A 25,767-nucleotide genomic window follows, 5' to 3' on the forward strand; every position below is an offset into this window, starting at 1 on the left:
CCCGTCAACCATCTCCAGGAAGTGAATCACCCATGAACATACCCGAATTCGACATCCCCACCATCGATATCGGGGCCTTCAACGATCCCGAGGCTGCCGAACGTCACCGTGATGCGGTCGCCGCCCAGGTCGACCGCGCAGCCCGCACCGTCGGCTTCATGCAGATCGTGGGTCACGGCATCCCGGCCTCCACCCTGCACGCCTTCGCGGCCGCCACCGATGCCTTCTTCGCCCTCGATTCCGTCGTCAAAGCGGCCTACCGGTGTCCGCCGTCGGTCAACCGCGGATACACCCCGCCGAAGTCCGAAGCGCTTGCCGCAAGTCTGGGCCTGGTGAGCGCGGCCGACTTGTTCGAGGCCTTCAACATCGGCACCGAAGCCGCTGAGTATCCCGCACTCACGCTGCCCGCCACCGATTACGCCCCCAACATCTGGCCCGCCGAGGTGCCGGGATTCGCTGCGGCCGTGGGTGATTGGTTCGCCGCGGCGGGCTCTGTCGCTCGCACCATGGTCCGGATCTTCGGACGCGCGCTCGGGCTCGGGGACGACGGTCTCGTGTCCGTCACCGACCACTCCCTGGACGTGCTGCGGATGATCAACTATCGGCTGCCCTCACCGGAGACGGTGCTCGAGCCCGATCAGGTCGGGATGGGGGCGCATACCGACTACGGCATCGTCACCGTGCTGTGGGCCGACGCGGTGCCCGGCCTGGAAGTGCTCGGCGACGGCGGCCGTTGGCATCCGGTGCAGCCGGCGCCCGGCGCGTTATTGGTGAATCTCGGTGACGCACTGGCCAGATGGACCAATGACGAGTGGATATCGACGATGCACCGGGTCGCCGCTCCGCGGATCGGTGGAGTCCTGGTGCCGCGGCGGTCTGCCGCGTACTTCCACGACGGCAATATCGACGCCGTGATCGCCCCGTTGTCGACCTGCGTCGGCCCGGGGCGGCCGGCCCGCTACGAGCCGGTGACTGTCGGTGAGCACCTGCGCGCGAAGCTTGCCGGTTCGCGCAGCCGGGTGCTGAATCCCGGCGCGGAACGGGAGGCGGCCCGGCTGGTGCGCTGATCAGTCGCCGACGGTGATCGCGGTCGCCACATCGGTCAGCTGGTCGAGTTCGCTTTCCTCGGCATCGATTCCGGTGAGGTGCCCGCGCGTCGCGGTCAGCACGCCCGCCCCGGCCACCACGGCCGCCGCGCCCACCCAGAACGGCAGGTGCACGCTGACCTCTTCGCCGAGGACACCCGCCAGCCACGGCGCCACCGCGGCACCGCCGAACCGCAGGAAGCTGTACGCCGCCGACGCCACCCCACGCTCCACTGGCTGTGTCGATCCCCCGGTCGCTTCGCTCCTGCCCGCCGGAACCTTCATCACCGTCTCGGTGATCAACGTGTTGTTGATCCCGATGAACAACCCGGCCACCACCACACCCGCGGCCAGCACGGCCTTGTGATCGGTCCACACCGCCATTGCCACCAGCACCAGGCTGAACGCCAGCAGGTTGAGGATCAGCACACGCACCGTGCCGAACCGGTGCTGCAGGCGCGGGGCGACCACCACCGAGGTGAATGCCAGTGCGACGCCCCAGCCGAAGAAGATCAGGCCGATCTCGTGGGCACTCATGTCCAACGGGAACGGTGTGAAAGCCAGCAGGGTGAAGAAGCCGAAGTTGTAGAGCAGTGCGGTGACAGCCACCCCGAGTAGGCCGCGGTGCCGAAGCGCACGGAACGGGTCGGCCAGGGAGGTGGCGCGTTCGGGTCGAGGGGTGGCAGGCAACAGGAAGAGGGTGACCACCAGGGCGACCGCCATCAACGCCGACACCCCGAAGAACGGGCCACGCCAAGAGATCGAGCCGAGCACCCCGCCGACCAGTGGGCCGACCGCGATGCCCAGGCCCAACGCGGCCTCGTAGAGGATGATCGCCTGGGCCACCGAACCTTTCGCTGAGCTGACGATGGTGGCCAGGGCCGTCGCGATGAACAGCGCGTTGCCCAGGCCCCACAGGGCGCGCCAGCCGACGATCTGCATGACGGTGTCGCTCATCCCGGCCAGTCCCGCGCCGGCGATGATGATGACCAGCCCCACCAGCAGCGTGCGTTTCGGCCCGATCCGGCTCGACACCACGCCGGTGATCAGCATGGCCACGCCCATCACCGCCATATAGCTGGTGAACAGGAGCGACACCTGGGACGGCGAGGCGTCGAGGTTGTCGGCGATCGGCTTGAGGATGGGATCGACCAGACCGATGCCCATGAACGCCACCACGGACGCGAAGGCGACGGCCCACACAGCTTTCGGTTGACGCCACATGGTGTGCGAACTCCTGTTCATTCGCCTGCACGGGACTGTGCGACCTCGAGCAGGTCGCGCAGCACGGTGACGGCGTCGGTGAGGGTGGTGCGCTGTTTGCTGTCCAGACGTTCCAGGAAGGGGTCGATGGCCGCGGCGCGGTCGGCGCGTACCCGCGCCAGCGTGGCCCGGCCGTCCTCGGTGATGCTGATGAGCACCGCGCGCGCGTCACCGGGGTCGGCGATGCGGGACACCAGCCCGGCGTCTTCCAGCCGGCGCACCTGGGTGGTCATCGTCGGCTGCGAGCAGTGGTCCAGCGCGGCCAGGTCCGAGATCCGGGCGGCGCCCTGGTCCTCGATCGTCGACAGCAGTCGCGCTTGGGCGAAGGGTAGGGGGAAGCGGGCCCGCTGATTGGCCAGCCGGTTCACGCGCGCGACCACGGACAGCAGGTCGGCGCCCAACGCGGTGGTGGTCGGCATGGCTCCATGGTTGCATAGAATCACTATGTAGATAGCGCCGGTGTTCGTGTGGACCGTCACAGTGCACCGCGGCGACGTGCTCGTTGCGCCTGGCAGAATCGAGAAATGCCCGCTACCCAGACCCGTCGGCGGGCGGGATCGTTGCACCCCAACGAGCTTGCCCAAGCCGCTGTGATGGCGGCACTGTGCGCGGCCATCGCGATCATCGCGGTGGTCGTTCCGTTCGCCGCCGGCCTGTCCGTCCTGGGCACGGTACCGATGGGACTGCTCGCGTACCGGTACCGGATCAAGGTGCTCATCGCCGCGGCCATCGCCGGGGCGACCATCGCCTTCCTCATCGCCGGGATGGGCGGGTTGATGACGGTGCTCAACTGCGCCTACATCGGCGGGCTGACCGGCGCGGTGAAGCGGCGCGGACGTGGCCTGACCACGGCCTTGCTGGTGTCGGTCGTGGCCGGCGTGGTGTTCGGCGCGTTCGTCGTCGGCGCGCTGGCCGTCGCGTCGCGGCTGCGCCAGCTGGTGTTCGACGCGATGACCGCCAACGTCGAAGGCACCGCCAAGATCCTCGGCCGCATCCCCGGGCTGGAGGACCTCGCCCCGCAGATGGCCGACTTCTTCGCTACCGCGCTGAGGTACTGGCCGTTGTTGATCGGCGCCTACGGCGTGCTCGCGATTGTCATCGTCAGCCTCATCGGATGGTGGGCCTTGTCCGGGGTGCTGACCAGGCTGGGAGGCGTGCCCGATGTGCACAAACTCGACGTGCCTGCCGAGACCGGGTCGGTGGCCCCGGTGCCGCTACGGCTGCGCGATGTGGTGTTCCGGTACCCGGGTACCGATCGTGATGCCCTGGGCCCGGTGTCGTTGACGGTGGAGATGGGCGAGCACGTCGCCATCACCGGCGCCAACGGGTCGGGCAAGACCACGCTCATGCTCGTGCTGGCGGGTCGCGAGCCCACCGGTGGCACGGTCGAACGGCCGGGCGCGGTCGGGCTCGGCGCACCGGGCGGCACCGCGGTGATCATGCAGCACCCCGAGAGTCAGGTCCTGGGCACCCGGGTGGCCGACGATGTGGTGTGGGGACTGCCGGTCGGCACCGAGACCGATGTGCCGCGGTTGCTCGCCGAGGTCGGTCTGGACGGTCTGGCCGAACGGGAGACCGGCGGACTGTCCGGTGGCGAACTGCAGCGACTGGCGGTGGCCGCCGCCCTGGCCCGTGAACCCGCGCTGATGATCGCCGACGAGATCACCAGCATGGTGGACCAGGTCGGCCGCGACGGGCTGATGACGGTGCTGGCCGGCTTGACCCGCCACCACCAGATGTCACTGGTGCACATCACCCACTACAACGAGGAAGCCGAAGCCGCCGACCGTGCCATCAACCTGGCCGGCGGATCGGAGATGGTGCAGACCGCGTCGGTGCCCGCCGGCGCCGCGGTGGCACGCAGCGACAAACCGGTGCTCGAGCTGCGCGGGGTGGGCCATCGCTACGCTGCCGGAACCCCTTGGGAGAAGAGCGCTCTGCGGGATATCGACCTGGTGGTCAACGAGGGCGACGGTGTCCTGATCCACGGTCTCAACGGGTCCGGCAAGTCGACCCTGGCCTGGATCATGGCCGGTTTGACCCTTCCCACCGTCGGCAGCTGCCTGCTCGACGGCCGTCCGGTGGCCGAACAGGTCGGCGCGGTGGCACTGTCCTTCCAGGCGGCCCGGTTGCAACTGATCCGCGGCCGGGTGGACCGTGAGATCGCCGCAGCGGCCGGGTTCTCCGCGCGCGACCACACCCGGGTACTGGCGGCACTGGCCACCGTCGGGCTGGAACCCGCCCTGGCCTCGCGTCCCATCGATCAGCTCTCCGGCGGGCAGATGCGTCGCGTCGTGCTGGCCGGCTTGCTCGCCCGGTCGCCGCGGGCCGTCATCCTCGATGAGCCGCTGGCCGGGCTGGACGCCGCCAGCGCCCGCGGCCTGCTGCGGTTGCTCGAGCAGCTGCGCCGCGACGGTCTCACCGTCGTGGTCATCTCCCACGATTTCGACGGTCTCGAAGAGCTCTGCCCGCGCACCCTGCATCTGCGCGACGGCCAACTGGTGCCGGCCGCCTCGAGTGCTTCCGGTGGTGCCGCATGAGCGGGCCACGCAGACCGGTGGTGCTGTTGCGCCCGGTGCCCGGCGACACGGCAGTCCATCGCCTCTGGGCGGGAACGAAACTGATCGTCGTCGCCGCACTCGGTGTGCTGCTGACGTTCTATCCCGGCTGGCTGCCGATCGCGTGCGTCGCGGTCGTGGTCCTGGTGACGGCGGTGCTGGCCCGTATTCCGCGCGGTGCGCTGCCGTCGATCCCCAGTTGGCTGTGGCTGATCCTGCTGTTGGGCGGGGTGACCGCGTCCTTCGCCGGGGACTCGCCGTATATCCACCTTGCCGGAATCGAATTCGGCCTGGGCGGGCTGCTGAACTTCCTGCGGATCACCGCGGTATCGCTGGTGCTGTTGGGGCTGGGTGCACTGGTGTCGTGGACCACCAACGTCGCCGAGGTCGCCCCAGCGGTCTCGACGCTGGGCCGGCCGCTGCGGTTTCTCCGGATGCCGATCGACGACTGGGCGGTCGCCCTCGCGCTGGCATTGCGCGCGTTCCCCATGCTGATCGACGAGTTCAGCGTCCTCTACGCGGCCCGCAGGCTGCGGCCCCGGACGCGGCCGGAGTCACGCCGGGCCCGCCGCAAACAGTGGTCCGCCGAACTGGTCGACCTGATGTCCGCCGCGGTGACGGTCTCCCTGCGCCGCGCCGATGAGATGGGTGATGCGATCGTCGCGCGCGGTGGGGTGGGCCAGATCTCGGCGTATCCCTCCCGGCCGCACGCGGCCGACTATGTGGCGCTGGTGACGATCGCGGTGGTGTGCGGCGTCGCCGGGTATCTGGAGGCCTGCACCTTCCTGGCCACCAGCCTCTAGCGAATCACCGTGCGGCGGCGGTGTTCGCGGCCCGCTCGGCGCGGGCCAGCGCATCCGGCACGGCCAGCCGCCCGAGGAACATCTCGTCGAAATAGGGCTGCAGCGCCTGATAGCCCGCGGCGAATCCGAGGCCACCGGGGGCCGGTATGCGTGGGCCGCGCAGTACCGAGAAGAACGGGGCGACGTCGATACCCTGGCGCCGCCAGTGCGCGAAGTAGCCCGGCTGGGCATCCAGCACAGCGGGGATCGCCGAGCCGTCGGCGCCCAGGAAGGCATTGCCGTCGCGGCTGCCCATCCACGCCAGCACCGCATGTACCGCCGCGGGATGGCGGGTGGCGGAATTCGCCGCCGCGGCAATCCCGTTGGTGACACTGACTCGTCCGGCGGGGCCGGTCGGCAGCATCGCCACACCCCACCGGAAGGTCGCCTGTCTGGCGATGGCCGCCAGGTTGTAGGTGCCGGACTGAAACAGGGCCATCCGCCCGGCCAGGAACTGGTTGCGGGAGAAGTCGCCGTTGTTGTTGGTGTCCGCGGCCGACGGCGCGACATGGTCGGTGTTGATCAGGTGCACCAGGTACTCGAAGGCTTGGGCGGCCTGCGCGTTGGAGAAGGCGAACCGGTCACCGTCGGCGAAGATGCCGCCGGCCGATCCGATGTAGTTGAGGTAGATGCCCTGCATATCGTTGGCGGCGTTGTAACCCCACTGCCTGATCCGCTGCGGATCGAAAGCCGGTGCGTCGGCTCGGTTCCCGCTTTCGTCGACGGTGAGCCGGGCCAGGAGCGGTCGCAACGTGTCCCGCTGACCGGGGTCCCAGCGCAGGTCGGCCAGCTCCGCCGGGTCCACCCCGGCGGCCGCCAGCAGGTCGGCGTTGAAATACAGCGCGATGCCCGCATCGGTGAGTTGCGGTACCGCCCAGAGTGTTCCGTTGCGGGTGAATTGCGCGACGGTCGACGGATCCCAGTCGGTGGAGGGGGCCACCGGGAGCAGTCTGTCGTTGTCGGCGTACTCGGCGACGTAGGCATTGGACATCCAGAAGATGTCGTCGGCGCCGCCGCCGGCGATATCGGTGCGCAGGGTGGTGAAGTAGTTCGCGTAGGCGACGACGTTGACGTGCACCTCGATGTCGGGGTGGGTGCGGGTGAACTCGGCGAACGACTGCCGGTACGCCGCGGCGACCTGTTCGTCCCACAACCGCACGGTGACGACCGTCTTCCCGGACTCGGAGGTGCGGCCCAACAGCAGGGCGGCGAGCAGCAGCAGCACGCCGGTGACGGCGATACCCGTGGCCAACAGGCTTGAGAAGCGCGGCCTCATTTGAGCCCCGTCACCACGATGGAGCGGATCAGGTGCCGGCCCAACACCACGAAAAGCGCCAGCAGCGGCACGATCGCCACGGTTGTCGCGGCCATCACCACCGTCCACTGCGCGTCGAAGCGGGACTGCAGACCGGCGGTGGCGACGGTGAGCACCTGCCAGCGCGGGCCGCTGGTGATCACCAGCGGCCACATGAAGTTGTTCCACTGCGACACCACGGTGATCATGGCCAGCGTCGCCAGAATCGGCCGGCTCGCCGGGAGCACCACATGCACCAGCACATCCAGAGTATTGGCGCCGTCGAGGCGCGCGGCGTGGATCAGGTCGGCGGGGATGCCCCGGAAGTGCTCGCGCAGAAGGAAGATCGCGTACGGAGAGCCGAACAGGAACGGCAGCACCAGCGCCCAGAACGTGTTGCGCAGCCCGGCTTCGGCCATCATCAGGTACAGCGGCACCACCGTCACCGTGGCGGGCACCATGAGTGTGGCCAGGTACACCCAGAACACCGCGTCCCGTCCGGGGAAGCTCAGCCGGGCGAACGCGTAGGCGGCCAGCACCGAGAAGACCAGCTGTCCCAGCAGCACGGTGGTGGTCACCAGTGCGGTGACCACCAGGGCGCGGCCGAAGCCCGCGTCGCCGAGCGTTGCGTAGTTGGCCAGGGTGGGCGGGGCTGGAAAGGCCAGTGCGGAGCCGGTATTGAACTGCTGCGGTGAGGTGAACGAGGTCATCAATCCGAGCAGGAACGGGATCAGCGTCACCAACGCGCCCGCCCCCAGTCCCGCGTAGATCAGCGCGTTACGTGAGGTCATAGCTGACCCGCCGCCGGAAGTAGACGTGCTGCACCAGGGTGACACCGACCAGCAGCACGAACAACACGGCCGCCATCACCGCGGCCCGCCCCACACTTGCGGCGCCGAATGCCTCGGCGTAGATGCGATGCGCCACAAGGTCGGTGCGGCCCTGCGGACCGCCGCCGGTGAGGGCGTACACGGTGTCGAACACCTGGGCGGCGCTCACCACACCGGTCACCGAGACGAAGTACATCGTGGGTCGCAGCATCGGCAGCGTGATGTACCGGAAGCGTTGCCAACTGCTGGCGCCGTCGGTGCGGGCCGCGTCGTGCACAGCCCGCGGGATGGCCAGGATGCCGGCCAAGAAGAACAGCGACACGTAGCCGACGTTGGTCCACACCGTCACCGCCGAGACCACCGGCAGGGCCAGGCCCGGATCGGTCAGCCATTCGATATGGCGCCCGGTGACGGCGCTCAGCGCGCCGTCGGTGGGGGACAGGATCCAGCGCCACAGCACGCCGATCGCCAGCGGCGAGCAGATCCACGGCAGCACATACAGCGTCCGCAGAAACCCGGTACCGGGCAACCCCCTGGCGAGCATCGCGCCCGCGGCCAGGCCCAGCAGCGTCTGCACCGGTACCACCATCGCGATGAACGCCACCGTCACCAACAACGACATCGCGAAGGTCGGATCTGTCAACACCGACTGCCAATTATCCAGTCCGACAAACCGAATCGGACCCAGCAGATCCCAGCGATACACGCTCAGCCACGCCACCACCAGCATGGGCAGCAGCAGAAAGGTCACCACGCCGAAGAGGCTGGGTGCCAGCAGCGCGTACCCCAGCACGGTGGAACGGCGCCCGGACATGCCCTCATTAAAGCCGGTGGTCGGTGCGACCGATGCGGGGGCACGCTGGCTAAGCTTCGGTCGTGATCACCTTGGATCGCCTGGTGAACGTGGTCGGCGGGTACGGCGTGGCGGCCCGGCTGGGCGAGGTGTCGCGCTCGACCGAGTTGCGCAGCGTGGTGGTGCCCGAAGCGGTGACCGGCGATGTGCTGCTGGCCCTCGGCGCCTCGTCGTTGGCGGAGGCGCTGCGCTGGGCCGCGGACGCCCACGCGACGGTGGTGCTGGCACGGTGCGACCCACCCGATGCCGACACCGCGCTGCCCGACGGGATCGCGGTCCTGCTGGTGGATCCCGCGTTGCCGTGGAGCGAGCTGGCCGCGGTGGTGTACGGGCTGGTACTGGAGGGACGCGAAACCGAATCAGGCCGTGGCCCAACGGATCTGTTCGCCCTCGCCGACAGCCTGGCGGCGGCGATCGGCGGGGCAGTGGTGATCGAGGACCGGCACTCGCAGACCTTGGCCTACTCACGCATGCAACAGGACGCCGACGACGCACGGGTGCAGACCATCCTGCGCAGGCAGCAGCCCGCCGAGTTGCAGGCTGCGCTGGCCGGGCGCGGGGTGTTCGCCCACCTCGCCGAGTCCGGCGAGCCGCTGTTCCTCGCGCCGGATCCGGATCTCGGCATGACCGGTCGCATGGTGGTCGCGGCACGGGTGGGCCGCGAGCTGCTCGGATCGGTGTGGGTGAGCTGTCCGGCGGAGTTACCGGGTGCGGCGCGGGCGGCACTGACCGACGGTGCACGGGTGGTCGCGCTGCACCTGCTGCGGTCGCGGGCGAGTGCCGACCTGGAGCGACAGGTGGAATCGGACTCGGTGTTGCGGTTACTGGACGGCAGCGCCGAAGCCGCGACGGTCGCCAGCCGGGTCGGGTTGCCACCGGGACTGTTGCGCGTCATCGCGATGCGTGCGCGGCTGGAACCCGACCGCCACACCGCCCTGCTGGTGGCCTTCGAGCAGGCGACGGCCGGCTTCGGCTGGTCGCGACCGGGCCGCAGTGCGCTGGCGGACAACACGCTGTACACCGTGCTGCCGGGCGAGCAGGTGGATGCGGCCCGGCAGTGGCTGGCCGCACTGCGTGCCGCGCTTCCCGAGCGCACGACGGTGCTCGCCGGGATCAGCGGACCCGCGGAGGCGGCCGAGTTGGCGGCGGCCCGCCGGGAGGCCGACGAATGCCTGGCGCTGCACGAGACGGACGCCGCGGACGCCGCGCCACCCGCCTATGACGAGGCGTGGGATGCCCTGGTGCTGCGGCGGTTACGCGCTGCGGCCGACGCGGGACGTGGTCCCAGTCGGGGTCCGGTCGCCGAACTGCTCCGCCACGATGCGGTGCACGGCACCCCGTATGTGACGACGTTGCGGGTGTGGCTGGCGGCGCAGGGCGATCCCGCGCGGGCCGGAGCCGAACTCGGGGTGCACGAGAACACTGTGCGCTACCGGCTGCGCAAGATGGCCGAGGTGGCCACCGTCGAGGTGGACGATCCGGGTAAGCGGTTGGCCATGATGATCGAACTGGCCGCCCTTGAACGTGAGTGATTGTCGAATCTCGACAATCTGAACGTCGGCATTTGTCGGATGTCGCAGCGCAGGGGTTCGCTGTGCACTCCATGATGGCGGTATCAGCAGTGCTGACATCGGCTATTTCCCGTCGTCAGGGGCGGAGTGCAAGGGCCCGCCCCTGACGACAAACCACCGAACCCAGAAGGAGTGGTCCGCATGACGACCATCACGCCGGTATGGCTGACCCCGGAGGCCCACGACCGCCTGATCCGCGAACTGGCGGTGCTGCGCGGATGGGGTGCGGTGGGGGCCGAGGACGACGACAGTGCTGAGCCCGACAGCAATGCCGTCGCCATCCGTCGTGCGCAGCAGGGTCGCATCCAGCAGATCCACGACATGCTGGCCAGTGCCGTGGTGGGGGTGGATCCACCCAATGACGGGGTTGCCGAGCTGGGTATGGTGCTCACCGTCAGGTTCGAAGACACCGGCGAGACCGACACCTTCCTGCTCGGGGTCCGGGGCGCCTACTACGGCGACATCGAGGTCTACTCCGCGAAATCCCCTTTGGGAGAAGCCATCAGCGGCGCGCGTCCGGGTGACCGGCGCGAGTATCAGCTGCCCACCGGTCGCACCCAAGTCGTGACACTCGTCTCGGCGGTGCCCTACGGGTTACACATGCGCTGAGGAACCTGGCACTACGGTAGGAAGCCGTGACTGCTCGAAGCGTCGACTCCGACTTCCTCGCGTTGCCCCGCCAGGTGCTGGCTGACGCCGCCCTGACTGCTGCCCGCGCGGCCGGTGCCAGCTACGCCGACCTGCGGATACACCGGATCACCACCGAAGAGATCGCGCTGCGCGACGGCGAGCTGGAATCCTCGGTGGTGACCCGGGACGTCGGGCTGGCGGTGCGGGTCATCGTGGACGGCACGTGGGGTTTCGCCTCCCACGCTGAATTGGACCCCGCCACCGCGGCCGACACCGCGCGCCGCGCGGTCCGTGTCGCCACCACCCTGGCACCGCTGAACGCCGAGCGCATCGAACTCGCGGCCGAACCGGTGTACACGGATCTGCAGTGGGTGTCGGCCTACGCGATCGACCCGTTCACCGTGTCGGCCGCGGACAAGATCGCGCGGCTGGCCGAGTATTCGCAGCGACTGCTGGCCGCCGACGGCGTGGACCACGCCTCGGCGCACCTGCAGGCGGTCAAGGAGCAGAGCTTCTACGCCGATACGTTCGGTACGTCGACCACCCAGCAGCGGGTGCGCGTGCAGCCCCAGCTGGAGGCCGTCACCGTCGACTCCGCGGCGGGCACCTTCGAGACGATGCGGACGCTGGCGCCTCCGACGGCGCGCGGGTGGGAAGCCGTCACCGACGACAGTGTGTGGGACTGGACCACCGAGCTGGCCGAGCTGCCGGGGCTGCTGGCCGAAAAGGTGAAGGCGCCCAGCGTCGTCGCCGGGCCGACCGATCTGGTGATCGATCCGTCCAACCTGTGGTTGACCATCCATGAGTCGATCGGGCACGCGACCGAGTACGACCGGGCCATCGGGTATGAGGCGGCGTATGCGGGCACCTCGTTCGCGACCCCGGACAAGCTGGGCACCATGACCTACGGCTCGCCGGTGATGAATGTGACCGCGGACCGGACCGTCGAACACGGTTTGGCCACCGTCGGTTTCGACGACGAAGGCGTGCGGGCGCAGAGCTGGGATCTGGTGCGCGACGGCATCTTCGTGGGTTACCAGTTGGACCGGGTGTTCGCGCCCCGGCTCGGGGTGGCGCGGTCCAACGGCTGCTCCTACGCGGATTCACCGCACCATGTGCCGATTCAGCGGATGGCCAACGTGTCGCTGCAGCCCGGTACCGAGGACCTCAGCACCGCGGACCTGATCGCCCGGGTGCGCAATGGCATCTACATCGTCGGCGACAAATCGTGGTCGATCGATATGCAGCGCTACAACTTCCAGTTCACCGGTCAGCGTTTCTTCAAGATCACCGACGGCCGGCTGGACGGCCAGCTGCGCGATGTCGCCTACCAGGCCACCACCACGGACTTCTGGGGCTCGATGGAGGCCGTGGGTGGGCCGTCGACCTGGCGTCTGGGCGGGGCGTTCAACTGCGGTAAGGCGCAACCCGGTCAGGTGGCGGCGGTGAGTCACGGATGCCCGTCGGCCCTGTTCCGCGGCGTGAATGTACTGAACACACAAGCGGAAGGGGGCCGCGGATGATCGGGACGCAGCATGTCGTCGACGCGGTGCTGGCCGAGGCGGCGCAGCGCGGCAAGGCCGACGAGACCACCGTCATCGTGACCGACCGTTCCGACGCCGCCCTGCGGTGGGCCGGCAATTCCATGACGACCAACGGGGAATCCCGTGGGCGCACCACCACGGTGATCTCGGTGGTGCGCCGCGGTGACGCGGCGCATGTCGGTTCGGTGACCTCTTCTGAGGTCGACCAGTCCGCGATCGCCGGACTGGTCGCCGCCTCGCAGGACGCGGCCGCGTCGGCGCCCGCAGCCAGCGACGCCGCGCCGACGCTGCCCGGCGGCGGCGCCCCCGACGACTGGGATGCCCCGGTGCCTGTCACCGGTGCCGACGTGTTCGCCGATGTGGCAACAAGTTTGGCGCGCGGCTTCCACGGGGCCGACACGCTGTACGGGTACGCGCGGCATGTGCTGGAGACGACCTTGGTCGCGACCTCGACGGGCCGGCGCCGGCGCTACACCCAGCCGACGGGCTCGGTGGAGATCAACGCCAAGCGACACGGCGCCAGCGCCTGGGCCGGGGTAGGCACCCCCGACTACCTCGACGTGCCCACCGATGCACTGCTGGAAGAACTTTCGACGCGTCTGGACTGGGCGGCGCGCACGGTGGAGCTGCCCGCAGGCCGGTACGAGACGCTGATGCCGCCGTCCACGGTGGCCGACATGCTGATCTACCTCGGCTGGAGCATGGACGGCCGCGGGGCGCAGGAGGGGCGCACCGCGCTGTCGGCGCCCGGCGGTACCCGGGTGGGGGAGAAGCTCACCGACCTGGGGCTGACGCTGTACTCCGATCCGCGGGCGCCAGGCCAGGAATGCCAGCCGTTCGTGGCGGTGCCGAGTTCCTCGGAGCGGGTGTCGGTCTTCGACAACGGCCTCGACATCGGCCGGGTCGACTGGCTGCGTGACGGGGTGATCAACGCGCTGGCCTATCCACGGTCGGCTGCCGCGGAATTCGGTGTGCCGGTGTCGGTCCCGGCGGACAATCTGTTGATGACGGGCGGCAGCGCGTCGCTGGCGGAGATGATCGCGGGTACCGAGCGGGGTCTGCTGCTGACCACGTTGTGGTACATCCGGACCGTCGATCCGGCGGTGCTGTTGCTGACCGGATTGACCCGGGACGGCGTGTATCTGATCGAGGACGGCGAAGTGCGTGCTGCGGTCAACAATTTCCGGTTCAACGAGAGTCCACTGGATCTGCTGCGCCGCGCCACCGAGGCGGGGATCGCTGAGCCGAACCTGCCGCGCGAGTGGGGTGACTGGGCCACCCGGGCGACCATGCCGTCGCTGCGGATCCCGGACTTCCATATGTCATCGGTCAGTCAGGCGCAGTGACGATTCGGCAGGAGGTCGTGCATCGTCCGTAGTGCGCAGTGCAGCTCGCGCTTGACGGTGGCCTCGTCGATACCCAGTTCGGCGGCGATGTGTTCGGTCGTCGAGCCCAGATAGTGGGCTCGACGGATCAGGTCGCGATGCGAGGGCTGCAATGACTTCAGGGCGTTGAGGACCGCCGCCCGGTCTGCCGACATGGCGTCACCTGCGCTGGCTGCTAGGTCGAAGAGGGAAATGATGATCGCCCGCCAGAGCCGCTGACCTCTGCCTGCTCTTTCAACAGGTAGGTCAGGATGAAATCGTGTGAGGTCGCCAGATGCTCGCGCGTGAGGTCGGCGGCCAGTGCGGCGTCACCGCGTTCCACCGCGGCGAGGATGCCGCGATGTTCGACACTGAGATGCTCCGTCTGGCCGATGGTCTCCAGATGGATGTACATGTAGCGGTCGGTCTGGCAGCGGAGCTGTTCGACGAGTTCGATCATGCGGGGACGATTCGCTTGCCGGTAGACGGCCGCGTGAAAGGCCGCATTCGCGCTCAACCAGACCCGGGCGTCGACCTGGGAGTCCATGATGTCGAGCTGTTTTCGCATCGAAAGAAGTTCGGCGCGGCCGACATTCGGGACAGCTAGTCGGGTGGCCAACGGCTCGATGGCCTCGCGCAGTTCGTAGAGTTCCTGTAGCTCCGCAACCGACAGTCCGGCCACCACGGCGGTGGCATTCGTGCTCGGCCGGACAAGTCCCTCGCCGGCGAGGATCTGCAGAGCGTCCCGCACCGGGATGCGGCTGACGCCGAATCGCGCCGCGGTGTCCTGTTGGGAGAGCCTGGCGCCCGGGGAGATATCGCCCTGCAAGATGTCCGTGCGCAGCGCCGATGCCACTCGCGTGGCCGCATTCTCTGTTCCCATCGGTACTCCTTGGATACGAACGATAAAAACTGTATACCGCCGGTTTCTGGGAGCCGGCCAAGAGCATGCTGAGATGCGCTGGCACGGATTCCGGACTTTCACCCCTGCCCGGCAGGTGGGACGTGATAATCGCGTTTGTGCAGGATCTTTTGACGCCACTGATCGCGCTGTCCCCGCCGTCCTTGGTGGCTGTGAACTCTGTCACCCGCGAGACCTGCGCGAAGACCACGGGCCTCAGGCCGTTGCCGTACGAGGCGCCGACGGAGCCGGAATCGGAGACCGAAGGGCTGCTCGTCGAGTTCGCCGAGCAGTTCAGTGCCGACGTTTCAGCCGTGACGCCGGAGCAGCGGTCGACGCTGATGGCGGCGTTCGGTGCCGAGGTTCTCGGGATCGCCGCGTTGATGTTCGTCGCGGACTTCGGGCCGCGGGTGTCGGCGGGGTTGACGGCACTGGGGGTTCCGGTGCGCGAACCGGAGGCCTGGGACAACCAGACGCATCCCGCGGACGCATTACTGAACCGCTTCACCTCGGCCGTCGGCGCGCTGCACGGGCTGGATCCGTTGACCACCGAGATCATCCGGCTGCGGGGTGCGACCCAGCACAACTGCCGGCTGTGCACGTCGCTGCGCGAGACCGGCGCGCTGGAGGCCGGCGGGTCGGAGCCGCTGTACGCCGAGATCGCGCAGTATGAGGAGTCCTCGGAACTGTCGGCGGCGCACAAGGCCGCGCTGCGCTACGTCGATGCACTCATCTGGACACCGTCCTCACTTGATGACGCGGCCGCCGGGGTGTTGGCGCACTGGTCGGTGGACCAGGCCGTCGAGATCACCCTCGATGTCATGCGCAACGCCACCAACAAGATCGCCGTGGCCCTGGGCGGCGACGAGCCGCGGGTGGCTGACGGCGTCGAGCATTACCGGCTCGGCGCCGACGGGATGCCGGTGTTCGGCTGACGATCTTCACGTGGGCTCCGCACCCCGCACTTAAGGTGGCGAAGCGGTCCGTGGGAAGATGCCTGTCGCGCGATGCGCGGTTGGGGCGGTAGCTCAGTTGGTTAGAGCCGGGGACTCATAATCCCTTGGTCGCGGGTTCGAGCCCCGCCCGCCCCACTTCAGAGGCTATTTTTGAAGTCTCTATCATCAAGCTCAACGATTATTCAACGAATATGCGGCGAGGTGATCGGCCGCTGAGCTGCGGTGATGAGTTACCGTCGCCCGGCGTGGTTCGGTTGCTGGGTGCTTCCCCGGCACTTGGCAGAGCGCCATCAGCCGGCCTCTGTGTTGTTATCGCGTTCACGCACCGCCCGGTCGAGGAGATCGGCGACCTCGGTGTGGATGCGTCCCCGACTCATGTACCGGTCCTGGGTCATCGATACATGGCTGTGTCCGAGATGGTCGGCGCCGATGCGCGCCGACAAGCCTTCGTCATCGATCAGCGTTGCCACCGTCTTGCGGAAGCTGTGGGTCGTTGCCTCACCGAGGCCGAGTTCGTCGCGCGCGGTCCGCCACTGTTTCGCGAAATTGTTCGGATCGCGGAGGGTGCCGGCTGTGGACGGGAAGATCACCTTCTGCTCGCCGAAGTAGGGAAGGTCCTTGCGTCCCTGCAGCATCTCGATGGCGAATTTGGGCAGCGGAATCGTTCGGCGCCCGGCCACCGACTTCGTCTCCTCGACCCGCCTCAGACCCTCGCCGGCCACCCGGATCACCTTGCCGGTGACCGTGAGCATCCCGGTTCGTTCGTCGATATCGGTCCATTGCAGTCCCAACAGCTCCGAGCGCCGCAGTCCTGTGGCGATCAGCAAGGTGATCGGGTCGATCAGGTCGCGTTCTTCGCGGTAGGTCGACGACTGGATCTTCGTGAGCAGCTCGCGGAGCTGGTCGGCGGTCAGTGTCACGGCGCCCTTGGGTTGGGTCTTCGACCTGAGCGGCTGGACATCGCGCACCGGGTTGGAGTTCAGCACGCTGGCCATCACCGCGAGCTGCAGCGCCCCGCGGAGCAGCGTCTTCGATTGGCGGGCCATTGTGGCTCCATGCGCCGTCCTCATGGAGCGCAGCGCCGCATCCATCCGAGCGGGAGAGGCCTCCCCGACGCGCAGGCCTCCGATGAATTTCTTGAGTTTGGTGGTGGTGAAGCGATAGGTCGACATGGTCACCGGAGATCGGCCGTCCTCGGCCAACCGGGAAAGGTGCTGCTCGACAAGGTCGCTCACCTTGGTTTCCGGCGCGACCTCACCGGTGTTTCCGGACCGTCGGGGTTCGGAGAGAACGGCGATCAAGGCGTCCTCGGCGAGCTTGCCGTGCTGATCGTAGTCATCGGCGGGGCCGAGCTTCTGGACCAGGCGGGTTACCCCGTCGGCATCGCGATAGCGGCAGCGCGCCATCCATACGCCGCTGCCTTGGTACACGCGCTGGATCTTGCCGTGTGAGCCGATCCGCAGTTGCGGCCTTCCAACCATGGGATCACCTCCATTGCCCACCGCATTGAACGAAGCGGATGAGGACTGATGAACCCACGATACTCAGGCGGTGTGACGTTTCCCCGGGTCGAATTGATGCTCTTCCCAGTCCATTACATCGCTCAGCCGATACTGGACATGCCGGCCGAACTTGGCGTACCTCGGCCCGGTTCCCTTGGATGCCCACTCCGCCGGCGTCTTCACCGGCAGACCGAGACGATCCGCCAACTCTTGGCGAGTGAGCCACTTGTCGTTGTTGTCGGGCATGGCGACCTCTTCTCTTGACGGCCGCCGAACCAGCGGCATTACACAACTGTAAGTCCGAGATGCGAGTGGTTCCTGCGCAATCTTTCGGCGTTGTGTCCGCTCGCAACCACTCCTACAACTCTGCCTCTCAACGCTTCCCATCATTCCTCCCCGTGTCTCAAGCCACCTCTCTCATACTCATCACTTCTCCAAATTCACTACAAGACTTACGATTACGTCCATCCGTTTCATTCTCCCCAACTTCCAAATACCGCTTGGCACATTTGCACAAGGTGCGAGAATGGTTGTGGCGCAGTCAGCGTCAACGCGTCAGTCTGTGGATGGATCGGCGAATGTTGACAATCTCGAAGCTCAAGCGGTGGTCGATCGGCTACTACATCGACACCGCGAACACCGCTGGGCGCGCCGGCCGGGACGCGCGTGCTGCTGGTGGTGGGTTGGGGGAGTATTACTCCGAGCATGACACCCGGACCCCGGTCTGGATGTGCTCCGGGGAAACCCGTACGGCTGCGAAACTGTGCGGGCTCAGTGATGTCCAGCGCGCTGGCGGGCAGGCCGATTCGGCGGTGGTGGCGCGTTGGCTCGATGACGGGATCGCACCGAACGGTGCGATGGGGCGCACCTTCGGGACCCGGGGTGTGCATGGTTTTGATTTGACGTTCTCGACACCGAAGAGTGTGTCGCTGCTGCGGGTGCTGCGTGGTGATGATGTGGTGCAGAAGGGGATCGCTGATGCGCACGCCACCGCGATTGGTGAGGCGATGGAGTATCTGGCGCAGCATGCCGGCTACACCCGGGTTCATAACCCGGTGTCGGGGGAGAAGGACCTGCAGCGGTTGCCCGGGATCGTGGGGATCGCCTATCAGCACGAGACGAGTCGGTGTGGGGATCCGCATTTGCATACCCATGTGATCGTGCCGAACCGCCAGGCCCGCGCCGATGGCCGACTGGTGTCGCTGGATGGCACCTCGCTGTTTCATGAGGCGAAGGCGGCGGGGGTGATCTATCAGGCCACGCTGCGGCGGGAGTTGCAGCGGTCGTTGGGGTTCGAGTGGGAGCAGGTCGACCCGGGCACGGGGATGGCGGAGCTTGCGGGAATGTCGCGCGAGACCATCACCGCGTGGTCTCGGCGCTCCAGTCAGTTGCGGGATTGGGCGGCCGGGCACCTGGAGGTCGGGGAGGACGGAACGTGGTCGGCGGCGCAGTTGGGCGCGGCGCAGAAGGCGACCCGGCCGACTAAGCCGGAGGAGCTGGGATGGTCGACGTTGGTGGAGCAGTGGCGTGCGGATGCGCGCGGGATGGAGATTGACCGCGCGCAGTTTCTCGCCGCGCGCGCGGCGCGGCGCGCACATGCGCGGACCGCGTTTGACCGCGCGCGGGTCCTGGCGGCCGTGGAGAAGATCGACAAGGCAGCCTTCACCCGGGCCGACCTGATTGAGGTGTTGGGGGCGCAGGTGCCGGTCGATTCTGAGCTCTCACCTCGGGAAATGCTGGAGGCCGCGGTGGACGCGGTCAGTGTGCGCCTGTCTGCGCCGCGCGCGGTGCACCAACGCGAAGGCCATGAGCGCTTCACCCTGGACGCGATCCTCCAAGAGGAGGCCGCGGTGATGGAGTTGGTGGATGCGCGCAATGAGCGTGCGCAGTTGTGGCTGCCCGCGCGGGACACCGCGGGCCTGTCGGCGGATCAGCGCGCTGCGGTGACGGAGATTGCGCGCTCGCCGTGGTTGGTGCAGCCGTTGACTGCGCCTGCGGGTGCGGGCAAGACCACCTGCCTGCGCACCCTCGCCGAGGCTGCGCACGGTGCCGCGCGGGGAACAGCGATTCTGCTCGCCCCGACCGGCAAGGCGGTCGATGTGGCGCTACGGGAAGGGGCGGGGGATCAGGGCTACACCGTCGCCAAAGGACTCCAACTCCTCGAGAGCAAGGAGTTGGTATTAGATCGGTTCAGTCTGGTGTTCGTCGATGAAGCCGCCATGGTCGGCACCAGCGACCTACGCCGGCTGTTGACCGCGACCACCCGGGCCGGCGCGAAAACGATCCTGGTCGGTGATCCGCATCAGTTGGCGCCGGTCAAGGCGCGCGGCGGGATGTTTGCCCAACTCTGCGAGGACCTGCCCTGGACCCAGACACTGTCCGAGGTGTGGCGGATGCACGACCCCGAAGAACGGACCGCCTCCCTCGCGTTAAGGGATGGCGACCAGAAGGCAGTGAGCCGTGCGGTTGAGTGGTACCGCAAGAATAACCGCCTGCACTGCGGGGATGAGGTCACGATGGCCGCCGACGCCGTGGCCGCCTATAAGAAGGACATCGCTGCCGGTAAGGACGCGCTGCTGCTGTGCGACACCAAGGAGATGGCCGATGCCCTTAACCGGCGGCTGCATCACGAGATCGTGGCCGCGGACGCCGAGACGGTGGCTGGGGCGCGGGGGCATCGGCTCGCGGTGGGGGATCTCATCCTCACCAAACAGAATGATGCGTCGATCCCGCTGCGCTACAGGGAAAGTCAATCGGTGGACCCGGCACCGGTCCGCAACGGGCAACGCTGGCAGGTGGAAAAAGTCCATACCGGTCATCAACAGGTTCTCGCGCGCCGCCTCGACGACAACGCCTACACGATCTTTCCCACCGACTACACCCGCACACACGTCACCTACGGCTATGCGCTCACCGTGCACTCCGCCCAAGGCGCCACTGCCGACACCACCCACGCCGTCATAGGTGAGAACGCCACCCGCCGACTGATCTATGTGGCGATGACCCGTGGGCGAGAAGCCAACTCGGTAAACATCTTTCAGCGCGTGGCCGAAGGGCAGGAGCTTGATCACTCAGAGTCCGCAAGCGTGCACCTTCCCGCCCGAGGTGATGGACTGGATGCTGCTGATCTCGTGCGCAGGATTCTCACCAACGAGCAGCCGGGCGTCACCGCCCACGCCTACGCAGCCCAGACCTCGCAGGCGGCGCTACCTGCCGGTCTCCGCTCAATGCGAGCGCAGCACGCCGAAGCAGTGGGCCGTCGTGCGGCCGGTTACCGCGCGTGGCGAAGAGATCAAAAGGCACGGTCGATCGATGCAGATCGAATCCACGAACGTAGCGCTAGCAAGAGCCGAGACCGCTGCTCAGACTACGGAATCGAACTTTGATTGGACCCTGGGAGCTATTGAATGGAGTTGCTTCGGCGCCGCCGCTGCGGCACTCCGAATACAGTTCGAGAGTCGAGATACATCGGTATTTCCCACAGCTACGACACATTCGCTCACAAGTAGCAGACTTATCGGTGGTTGGCACCGATAAGTGGGATCGGCGGTTGAAGTCCCGATTTGGTGAATGCACGGGTTCCACGAACTGACGAGAGCGGTCTACATGACGTTGAAGCGGCTCCGAACGCTACGTTGATCTTGCGCAGGTCAATCATTGAGCGAAGCCGCCCGAACAAAACCAGTCCGACGCTGTCAGACCGACATAGAGGGCAGCCGTCCACGAATTCGGTTCCGTCATACACCAGGATTGAGCCGAACAGTCTAGGTATCTACGCACGCCCGGGACCTCCCGAGGGGACCCGATTGGTGGTCGAGTCGCTATGGGCTTTCAGTTGGTGGGTCGTGGCTCACTGTAGGGCGATCCCTGACGGGGTGAGTTCACCGTGGGCGGAGTGGGGCCGGTTGGCGTTGTAATCGGCTCGCCAGTCTTCGATGATCACTCGGGCTCCAGCAGTGAGTCGAAGCGCCACGAGTTGAGCAGTTCATCGGGGAGGCGGCCGTTGAACGATTCGATCCAAGCGTTCTGCCACCGCGAGCCGGGATCGATGAAAAGAGAACCGGCACTGTTGAATCGGCACCAATCGCGCACTACATGAGCCACGAACTATGGCCCGTTATCGAAACGCACGTAGTGCGGCGCCACGTGCATGAGGGCCAGTCGATCCAAGGCGTTGACACCGCCGTCGGCATCGATGGAGCGATCGACTTCGATCGCGAGTGCTTCACGGGTGAACTCATCGATCACGTTGAGCATCTTGAGAGTACGGCCGTCGGCGGCAGTGCTAACGGAATAACGATCAACATTCACCCTGGGGCGCGACTGGGGCGAAGATGCAGTGTCCGGGCGGGATGGATTCGGCTGCTGATCGATCACGCAGACGATCCCTCGGATTATCACGTCCTCACCAAAGACATCACCCCCTCAGAGACTCGCGAGGTGGCGGCCGGCCTCTCCGGGGCGACCCTCGCAATAGTGCACCGAAACAAGGGCCTCGGCCTAGAAATTGCGTCATTCGAGCGGCGATCCCAGCTCTCGCCGCAGCGAAAGTCCTAGCCGATAACAAGCGTGAGTTGAACGTACGATGTCTTGATGAAACAGCCTTCCAGCTCAGCACAGGGCCGCCCCGAAGTATGCGATATTTGCGCAAATCCTGACCATGATCTGGCCGCACTGCCATGCTTCTCCGATTTCGTGAGGAGGATCCCTCGGCCCGACACGCTACGCGCTCCGGCCGCCCGTCGCTTGCCGAGGACATTTGCCGAACACTCGGCACCATTCGTTAGCTTGTGGAACACGGCCATCGAGTCCGTCTGCTTCACGTGTCGGGACAAGGCAGTGACGATCGATGAATCGGCGGTGGGACTAATCCAGAAGCTTGCCCGAAATACGGAACATACACTATCAAGAGAAGATGCGAAGCCAGTTGCATTATGGTCATTAAAAACCGCTTTATTGTCGGTGCTTGAATTCGGTGATTCTGACGCCAGTACCGTACGCCGTATGGTCCAGCTAATCCTAGACCGGGATCTCAGTGAAATAGCCACTCGTGTACGAATCGTCAATGTAGAACCCGGACTTGCGCTCAGTGAATACTTGTCATGTCATCCCGCGAATTTTAATGCAGGCTTGACGTTCTATTACACAATCGCGCTACCGAATGTCGCATTTCTAATTTTGGCATCATTTTCGTCTAGCGGGACCCTACCGTTCTTCGACTCCTCGATCCAAGGAATGGTTGAACGGCGAGAAATATCGGTGAGGACGATATTCCCAACGTACACGCTGACGAAGTGGCCGTTCGCGTCGCCCATTAGTGTGCAAGCTGTTGAAAACGTATACCAGGCCCTCGTGCGCGGCATAAACCGCCAGAACGGCGTCTCAATTACTCCGGTTGCACGTTCCAATCAAAATGGCACTGTAAACAACGGCGATTGGAAGTCCTCAGAAAAAGAATCCAATTAGAGTAAAAAGACGGCTTCCATATCCGTATCTATGGTTCCGCCTATGTATCTGTCTGCGCCATTAGTATCGTCGAAACGGCCAGATTGGACGAGCAGGCCGCTAAGTCTGGCGCGAATATCGCCTACGGGTTTGCTCGCTTGCGTCCCTCGACGCATAATCTGCCAAGCCATCGTGCACAGGATCCACGTGCGCATATCCTGTCGCTTCTCGGATCTAGCTAAAGCAGCTTCGACCAGAGCCAAGGAATCAGACTGAAAGCCGTCTACCGTAAAATTCGCAAGAAGTGCGACGACACTCATACGGTCGATCAGGTGCAGTTCATCAACCCCGTCAAACATGTCCTGGAAGTCAGGATGCTTGGGCGTCGGCAGTATCGACGAGCCGCCTTTTGTGGACACGTAGGAGATGCACGACAGTTGGAGTGCTTCAGCGTAGTGTTTCATTGCGGTACGCTTGTGACCGATTCCCATGGCGGTTTCAGCCGCCTCCCGAAACGCGCGAGCACATTCGGCGTGCTGCTGTCGCGCCGTCATGCGCAATTGCCAGGCTGCAATTTCCTGTGATAGCAGCTTATCGCCATACGGTGCCCGTTCTCCAGTGAGGTTTGGAAAATACCGCTCCGCTAGCCCTGATACCACGCTCAACGCAGCATCATTCCGCGTGAGCGATGCGCATTCTGCAGCACCGCTTAGAAGTGCGGGTCCAAACAGTGAAGCGAATCTGCCACGCCTTTGTATCTCTAGCTTTATCTTTAGGGCTGTCGATAAGTTCTGTATCCAGATATAGTGTTCTGCGATGACGTCCCACACGCCAACAGCTCCGAGCTCCTCCATCGGAACATCGATGTTCGTAATGCGGGCTGCGATTGACTTGTGATCGTACTGAACTTGCTCCATATCTATCTCCGTCGCTAAACGTACATATGGATGGTTCTCGCGACGCGGCAAGAGGGACAGCTGGCGTTTCGTCTGCGCATATTCCTCTCGGCTTGCAATCCCCGCTTTGTACCCACTCTCCAGCAGGGAATTCAAGATGTCGGCTTCCATTGGGACTTGCGAAGTGCCCAGCAACGCCCTTCGTAACAGCGGTTCAAAGTCTGCGAAAGTGCCCGCCTGATACGAATATGTACTCAAGTGTTGAACAATCGTATCCCGATATTGGGGCAGGTGATAATAGTGCTCTAGAGGCATACCGATTAATGCCCGACGAAGGCACACTGCCCATGGTTGAGTAAATGACATCAGCTGATCACGGTTTCTTTCTTGCCACAGTGTCAGCTCCCAATCGTCATCGACCTGGGGATCGCGGGCAACAATGCTCTCCATCTCGGCCGCCCAGGCTGTCATGTAGGCCAGAATTACAGCGTAGTAGGCTGTAAAGGCAAGGGTCTCCCCAATGTCACGAAACAAGTTTGCGGTAATGCCGTGCATGTAGATTGAGCGATTGTCGCGCGAGATCAGGTGACGATCCATCAAGACGTTGAGCGATACCGCGATAGCCGGGTCGACGTCGCCCGTGTTCGGCCACGTCGAGCCGTGCACTGGGTTCTCGATGCCGTATTCGGTGGCGAGGTAAGTGGCTATAATGAGCGATCCAACTGTGGCATCCGTGCGGCCTTCGCCGATGAAGGCTACGGATAAAAGACAGCGCGCGGCCTGATGATCCCTTGCTTCGAGTCGATTGAAGTATTTCTCATACAAGATATGGACGGCGCGCTCATGCTTTGAGCGGTTCTGCACAACTCGGCTTTTCTCATTTTCGATTAACAAAGTCATAGTTCGAAGTGGCATTTCTCGCTCGTTGTGCATTCCCAGGCAATCAACAATAAGACGGGGCTTGCGCCCGACTGCCTCGACAAAGTCTTCGATATCCTTGTCGGATTCATTTTCGCGAAGAAATCGGGCTATTTTCCGCGCAATATCTAAAGAAGGGGGTTCGATCGGGAGGTATTGGTGGGGGATGTCTCGTGGAACAAGGTCCCGGAATTCCGAGGTGATCAACAATCTAGGACCGTTCCTCATCACCAGGGGGCTCACGGTGCTCCACTGCTCGACGTTGTCGACGAGTAGGATGAAGTCCGATAGTTTACGACCGACACGCATCGTCACATTTAGGTGGTGCATGAAGTTAGTCAGTGCGCGATCGAACTCGAAATCCATCTTTTGCGTAATGTCGTTCATGTCGACCAGCAATGACGTTAATGACGAACCGTCAACGATGGCGAAATCATGGGGGGTGAGATAGGTCTTTAGGGCCTGTAATGCTACGGTCGACTTACCGTTGCCCGTGTCTCCGGCAACTAAGAGGATCCTCTGGCCAGAGTCGGCCCACGCAGCCACCGACTGTTCCTGCTCCCGCGGAACGAGGGGCACGCCGTCGGTAAACTGAGGAATCAACATTGACCGGTCGTTTGAAAGTTTGATTATTTGCGCAGCTAGCTTCTCTCTAGCGCGTCTATTTCGTCTCTTGAATGCTTGGTCATCGTTTTCGTCCTCGCCAAGTCCATCTATGTTTCGGCGGACGATCCGCGTCAGTATTTCTGGGTCGGCCTTGCGGTATCCGGTTTCTACGCCGAACAAATACTTCAACCTCGTTGCCGTGGAATCTCTATCTTCCGGTAGCCCCTCGATCGCCGCTGTTAGTCTTTCGGCGACCGAATCGCCCGTCGGATGTGTGTGGCCCGTTGGATATCCGAGCGCGGTCAACAAAACCTCGAATTGGTCCCAGTCGGCGACCTTCCAAATTCCCGTCCGCCGGAGGGCTTCCAGCTGAGCGGTGATGACCATCGGTTCGGTACTCACTCCGAGATTATGACCCCTAGATGACCCCCCGCGCCCTCTATGTCTGAACCCCCCAGGTCGAAGGCTGGGAATACCGGCTACTCCCGTGCCGGCACCGCCAGACAATCAGAAAGGAGGTGTCTCAAAGATGAAGATCAAGTCCCAGCCTTCGCTCAACCCTCGCATATGGACTGTGATCGGTGCTCTCGCGTCGGTTGCTCGAACAGCGATCGATATTTGGCGTCTTTTCCATCAGTGCTAATCCTCCATCTGGCGGTCACCGGAGTTCAAGGCTCCGGTGACCGCCGCCCCTCTGTGGGGTCCTAGG

At 65.2% G+C, this 25,767-nt stretch carries 20 protein-coding genes, 1 tRNA gene and 1 pseudogene; 11 read left to right on the top strand and 11 right to left on the bottom strand.

Features of this window, described 5'->3' with window-relative positions; genetic code table 11:
• Positions 1-32: 32 nt before the first annotated feature.
• On the top strand, positions 33-1,067 hold the full coding sequence (locus FHU31_RS20765; RefSeq protein WP_167162031.1) for an isopenicillin N synthase family dioxygenase: 1,035 nt from the start codon (positions 33-35) through the stop codon (positions 1,065-1,067).
• Here FHU31_RS20765 and FHU31_RS20770 read toward each other — a convergent pair whose 3' ends face one another.
• Both FHU31_RS20770 and FHU31_RS20775 read right to left on the bottom strand, forming a co-directional pair.
• On the bottom strand, positions 1,068-2,309 hold the full coding sequence (locus FHU31_RS20770) for an MFS transporter (protein WP_167162033.1): 1,242 nt from the start codon (positions 2,307-2,309) through the stop codon (positions 1,068-1,070).
• Between the two features lie 17 nt (positions 2,310-2,326).
• A complete protein-coding gene (locus FHU31_RS20775) occupies positions 2,327-2,767 on the bottom strand; it encodes a MarR family winged helix-turn-helix transcriptional regulator (protein ID WP_167162035.1) in 441 nt (146 codons plus the stop codon).
• A gap of 105 nt (positions 2,768-2,872) precedes the next feature.
• Between FHU31_RS20775 and FHU31_RS20780 the strand changes: the two genes are divergently transcribed.
• Both FHU31_RS20780 and FHU31_RS20785 read left to right on the top strand, forming a co-directional pair.
• On the top strand, positions 2,873-4,888 hold the full coding sequence (locus FHU31_RS20780; protein ID WP_167162037.1) for a DUF2232 domain-containing protein: 2,016 nt from the start codon (positions 2,873-2,875) through the stop codon (positions 4,886-4,888).
• On the top strand, positions 4,885-5,709 hold the full coding sequence (locus FHU31_RS20785; RefSeq protein ID WP_167162039.1) for a CbiQ family ECF transporter T component: 825 nt from the start codon (positions 4,885-4,887) through the stop codon (positions 5,707-5,709). The genes FHU31_RS20780 and FHU31_RS20785 overlap by 4 nt, the downstream gene beginning before the upstream one ends.
• A gap of 4 nt (positions 5,710-5,713) precedes the next feature.
• Here the strand turns inward: FHU31_RS20785 and FHU31_RS20790 are convergent, their stop codons facing one another.
• Genes FHU31_RS20790 through FHU31_RS20800 form a run of 3 tightly spaced genes read right to left on the bottom strand, consistent with a single transcriptional unit; the run spans position 5,714 to position 8,686 of the window.
• Complete coding sequence (locus tag FHU31_RS20790) at positions 5,714-7,024, bottom strand: ABC transporter substrate-binding protein (RefSeq protein ID WP_167162041.1); 1,311 nt, start codon at positions 7,022-7,024, stop codon at positions 5,714-5,716.
• Positions 7,021-7,833: a carbohydrate ABC transporter permease gene (locus FHU31_RS20795; RefSeq protein WP_167162043.1), complete on the bottom strand. Its 813-nt coding sequence runs from the start codon at positions 7,831-7,833 to the stop codon at positions 7,021-7,023. The genes FHU31_RS20790 and FHU31_RS20795 overlap by 4 nt, the downstream gene beginning before the upstream one ends.
• Positions 7,820-8,686: a carbohydrate ABC transporter permease gene (locus FHU31_RS20800; RefSeq protein WP_167162045.1), complete on the bottom strand. Its 867-nt coding sequence runs from the start codon at positions 8,684-8,686 to the stop codon at positions 7,820-7,822. Before FHU31_RS20800 ends, FHU31_RS20795 begins: the two co-directional genes overlap by 14 nt.
• A gap of 62 nt (positions 8,687-8,748) precedes the next feature.
• On the opposite strand from FHU31_RS20800, the gene FHU31_RS20805 reads away from it, so the two are divergent.
• The 4 genes from FHU31_RS20805 to FHU31_RS20820 all read left to right on the top strand — a co-directional run bounded on the left by FHU31_RS20805 (position 8,749) and on the right by FHU31_RS20820 (position 13,816).
• Complete coding sequence (locus FHU31_RS20805) at positions 8,749-10,257, top strand: PucR family transcriptional regulator (protein ID WP_167162047.1); 1,509 nt, start codon at positions 8,749-8,751, stop codon at positions 10,255-10,257.
• A 180-nt stretch (positions 10,258-10,437) separates the two neighbouring features.
• Positions 10,438-10,905 carry a GreA/GreB family elongation factor gene (locus tag FHU31_RS20810; protein ID WP_167162049.1) on the top strand — a complete coding sequence of 156 codons (468 nt, stop codon included), beginning with the start codon at positions 10,438-10,440 and terminating at the stop codon, positions 10,903-10,905.
• 26 nt (positions 10,906-10,931) lie between these two features.
• Entirely contained in the window at positions 10,932-12,449 is a 1,518-nt protein-coding gene (locus tag FHU31_RS20815) for a TldD/PmbA family protein (RefSeq protein WP_167162051.1), read from the top strand.
• Positions 12,446-13,816, top strand: coding sequence for a metallopeptidase TldD-related protein (locus FHU31_RS20820; protein ID WP_167162053.1), 1,371 nt, complete (start codon positions 12,446-12,448; stop codon positions 13,814-13,816). The genes FHU31_RS20815 and FHU31_RS20820 overlap by 4 nt, the downstream gene beginning before the upstream one ends.
• Here the strand turns inward: FHU31_RS20820 and FHU31_RS20825 are convergent.
• Entirely contained in the window at positions 13,804-14,010 is a 207-nt protein-coding gene (locus tag FHU31_RS20825) for a sigma factor-like helix-turn-helix DNA-binding protein (RefSeq protein ID WP_167162056.1), read from the bottom strand. The two genes, FHU31_RS20820 and FHU31_RS20825, sit on opposite strands and share 13 nt — an antisense overlap.
• 20 nt (positions 14,011-14,030) lie before the next feature.
• The gene (locus tag FHU31_RS20830; protein WP_167162058.1) at positions 14,031-14,717 is read right to left on the bottom strand and encodes a GntR family transcriptional regulator; all 687 of its coding nucleotides are present in this window, start codon (positions 14,715-14,717) and stop codon (positions 14,031-14,033) included.
• A 137-nt stretch (positions 14,718-14,854) separates the two neighbouring features.
• Here FHU31_RS20830 and FHU31_RS20835 point away from each other — a divergent pair, with 137 nt between their 5' ends.
• Both FHU31_RS20835 and FHU31_RS20840 read left to right on the top strand, forming a co-directional pair.
• Complete coding sequence (locus FHU31_RS20835) at positions 14,855-15,670, top strand: carboxymuconolactone decarboxylase family protein (protein WP_167162060.1); 816 nt, start codon at positions 14,855-14,857, stop codon at positions 15,668-15,670.
• A gap of 82 nt (positions 15,671-15,752) precedes the next feature.
• Positions 15,753-15,826 (top strand) — tRNA-Ile (locus FHU31_RS20840).
• 155 nt (positions 15,827-15,981) lie between these two features.
• Here FHU31_RS20840 and FHU31_RS20845 read toward each other — a convergent pair.
• The gene (locus tag FHU31_RS20845) at positions 15,982-17,172 is read right to left on the bottom strand and encodes a site-specific integrase (RefSeq protein WP_167162062.1); all 1,191 of its coding nucleotides are present in this window, start codon (positions 17,170-17,172) and stop codon (positions 15,982-15,984) included.
• Positions 17,173-17,235: 63 nt separating this feature from the next.
• Complete coding sequence (locus FHU31_RS20850; RefSeq protein WP_234901539.1) at positions 17,236-17,478, bottom strand: helix-turn-helix transcriptional regulator; 243 nt, start codon at positions 17,476-17,478, stop codon at positions 17,236-17,238.
• Between the two features lie 293 nt (positions 17,479-17,771).
• Between FHU31_RS20850 and mobF the strand changes: the two genes are divergently transcribed.
• Positions 17,772-20,579, top strand: a complete 2,808-nt coding sequence (gene mobF / locus FHU31_RS20855) for a MobF family relaxase (RefSeq protein WP_167162064.1) — start codon at positions 17,772-17,774, stop codon at positions 20,577-20,579.
• Positions 20,580-21,043: 464 nt separating this feature from the next.
• Here the strand turns inward: mobF and FHU31_RS20860 are convergent.
• Positions 21,044-21,477: pseudogene (locus tag FHU31_RS20860) on the bottom strand (integrase core domain-containing protein); the annotation flags it as partial.
• Between the two features lie 555 nt (positions 21,478-22,032).
• Here FHU31_RS20860 and FHU31_RS20865 point away from each other — a divergent pair.
• The gene (locus FHU31_RS20865) at positions 22,033-22,659 is read left to right on the top strand and encodes a hypothetical protein (RefSeq protein WP_167162066.1); all 627 of its coding nucleotides are present in this window, start codon (positions 22,033-22,035) and stop codon (positions 22,657-22,659) included.
• Here FHU31_RS20865 and FHU31_RS20870 read toward each other — a convergent pair.
• On the bottom strand, positions 22,656-25,460 hold the full coding sequence (locus FHU31_RS20870) for a hypothetical protein (protein ID WP_167162068.1): 2,805 nt from the start codon (positions 25,458-25,460) through the stop codon (positions 22,656-22,658). The genes FHU31_RS20865 and FHU31_RS20870 overlap by 4 nt on opposite strands.
• Positions 25,461-25,767: the final 307 nt, after the last annotated feature.

Source organism: Mycolicibacterium fluoranthenivorans (genome assembly GCF_011758805.1).
Lineage (GTDB): Bacteria > Actinomycetota > Actinomycetes > Mycobacteriales > Mycobacteriaceae > Mycobacterium > Mycobacterium fluoranthenivorans.